2 protein-coding genes are annotated in these 2213 nt (G+C 66.0%); both read right to left on the reverse strand.

Features of this window, described 5'->3' with window-relative positions; genetic code table 11:
* Window positions 1-554 precede the first annotated feature (554 nt).
* Window positions 555-932, reverse strand: coding sequence for a hypothetical protein (locus tag NVU01S_RS40120; RefSeq protein ID WP_063048244.1), 378 nt, complete (start codon window positions 930-932; stop codon window positions 555-557).
* Between the two features lie 572 nt (window positions 933-1504).
* Window positions 1505-1969: a hypothetical protein gene (locus NVU01S_RS40125; RefSeq protein WP_156522245.1), complete on the reverse strand. Its 465-nt coding sequence runs from the start codon at window positions 1967-1969 to the stop codon at window positions 1505-1507.
* Between the last annotated feature and the right edge of the window lie 244 nt (window positions 1970-2213).

A 2213-nucleotide genomic window follows, 5' to 3' on the forward strand; every position in this document is an offset into this window, starting at 1 on the left:
CCCTCCTCGGCGAAGCGGCGCCGATACACATAAAACCTGTCCCGGCTGATCCCCAGCTCGGCACACACTCCAACGACCGTGGCCCGCCCAGCAGCAACCTCGGCGAACACAGCAGCAAGCCTCTGCTCCATCGTGACTACCTTCTGGCCCATCAACGAACACTCATCGATCGACCGATCAGTGTCCGGGATGTCCTGTCACCGACATGTCAGGGATGTGCTGTCAGTTGAGAGCGAGTGCGACGAGCAAGAACGGGTGCGGGAAGTGGCGTGTCCAGATGGTCGGTTGATGGCGGCGAGGGTCTCTCGGCCGATGCGGACGCATTCGCCGTGGGATGCCGCCGCGAGGGCCAGGTGGAGGCGGCTGCCACAGGGTCGGCGGCTACTGCGGGCGTGTCGCGCGGCGTGTCTTGTTGGTCGGTTGATCAGGAGGTAATGGTGGCGGCATCGGCCGAGAGGCCGCCGCCACCATTACCTCCTGATCGACTGACCAGCTGTGTCGGCTCGCCGAAGTCGGTGGCGAGAGGTCTGCGTCGGGGCGGTCGGCGGCTCGGGTCAGGGGGTGTGCCGGGTTCCTTCTTCGCCTGGTTCGGGTAGGACTTCGCCGCCTTCCATGATCCAGCTGGCGGCGAATTCGATGAGGGTGATCTCGACGGCGGAGGGTGCCATCCCGGCGGCTGTGGCGATGGCGGATTGCATGGCGTGTTCCAGGCGGGCGAACAGGTCGGGGGTGCGGTTTCCGCCGCCGCGGACGCCCGCGATGACGGACACCTCGATGCCGGGGCGCAGCGCGTGGCCGTGGAGGAGGACCACGCTGACGAAGGCGGATGGCGCGCCGGTGATCTCACAGTGCGTCGCGGTAACTGCAGCCGCGACGGCTGCATGCGTGGCGGCATCTGGGCGGACGCGGCAAGCAATGTTGTAGAGCGGCATGTCAGCTCCGATCACGAATCACAGGACTCACCAGCCGACTCCGCGCAAAGCGACAGACGGCACGCTGGGCGACAGTGTCCAGACAGGTACGTCGACCGACGTCGTAGAGCGGCATGTCAACTCCGACCGCGCATCACAGGACTCACCAGCCGACTCCGCGCAAGACGACAGACGGCACTCTGGGCGACGGTGTCCAGACAGGTACGTCGACCGACGTGGTAAAGCGGCATGTCAACTCCGATCACGCATCACAGGACTCACCAGCCGACTCCGCGCAAGACGACAGACGGCACTCTGGGCGACGGTGTCCAGACAGGTACGTCGACCGACGTGGTAAAGCGGCATGTCAACTCCGACCGCGCATCACAGGACCTGCGAGTCGACTCTGCGCGAGACGACGAACGGTCGGCTGGGCGACCGCGTATAGGGCAGCACGACCGGCGGCGTGGTGGAGCGGCATGTCAACTCCGATCACGATTCGCGGAGATTGCGGGACCGTGGGTGGCGGGAAGGCAGCGAACGAGAGGGGCGGTGCCTGGGTGGGTGCGGCGGGCGACGTTGTCGACGACATGTCAGCTCCCGGGGTGGTTCGCGGGGATTGCGAAGCGGCCCTGGGTGAAACGGGAGACGGCGAGGTGGGTGAAGGTGCGCAGGAGGAAGAGGGGGCGGGCGGTGGGGCGGATGCGGTCGCGGTTGAGTTGCAGGTAGCGGGTGAACAGCGAGGCGTCGATCAGAGCGAGCATGAGGTCGTTCGGACCGGCCCCGGTGACGGTGTTCCAGGCCTCGCTCATCGCACGCATCGCAGGTTCACGGCGGGCGGCGGGCAGGCCGTCTTCGGTTTCGACGAGCACCCACGACATGGTCGAAGGATGGTTGTCGGTGAAGGACTGGTCCGGCGGGATCTCGCACCACACCACGACCACACGCGCGCCGCCGTCCACCGCCTGCCGGTAGGCGTCGGCCAAGGCACGCTCGGCAGCCCGGCATCTAGACCGGCTCAGGCTCCCCTGCTGGATCGTGCACAGTATCCGACGCACCACTCCTCCTCACGGCCCACTCCGTAGTCACCCGTACGGTAGTGCACCGATCGTTCTACTTCAATGGCAAACCGTTCCCACCAATACAGACCTCCTCCACACAGGCAAGCGAAAGCGCACACGCCTCGGCAAACAACAGCACAGATGACCGTGCACATGTACGAACACTCGCCCCGCATCCGGACAGCCCTAACCCGCAGCCAAGCGTGAGCGCAGGCGCCCAATGCCCAACCGCAAGCACAGT

Source organism: Nocardia vulneris (genome assembly GCF_001613425.1).
In the GTDB taxonomy this organism is placed as follows: domain Bacteria; phylum Actinomycetota; class Actinomycetes; order Mycobacteriales; family Mycobacteriaceae; genus Nocardia; species Nocardia vulneris.

Excerpts from the sequence above, each read along its gene's own strand:
- NVU01S_RS40120 (WP_063048244.1), bottom strand. The coding sequence starts at position 932 with ATGCCGCTCTACAACATTGCTTGCCGCGTCCGCCCAGATGCCGCCACG.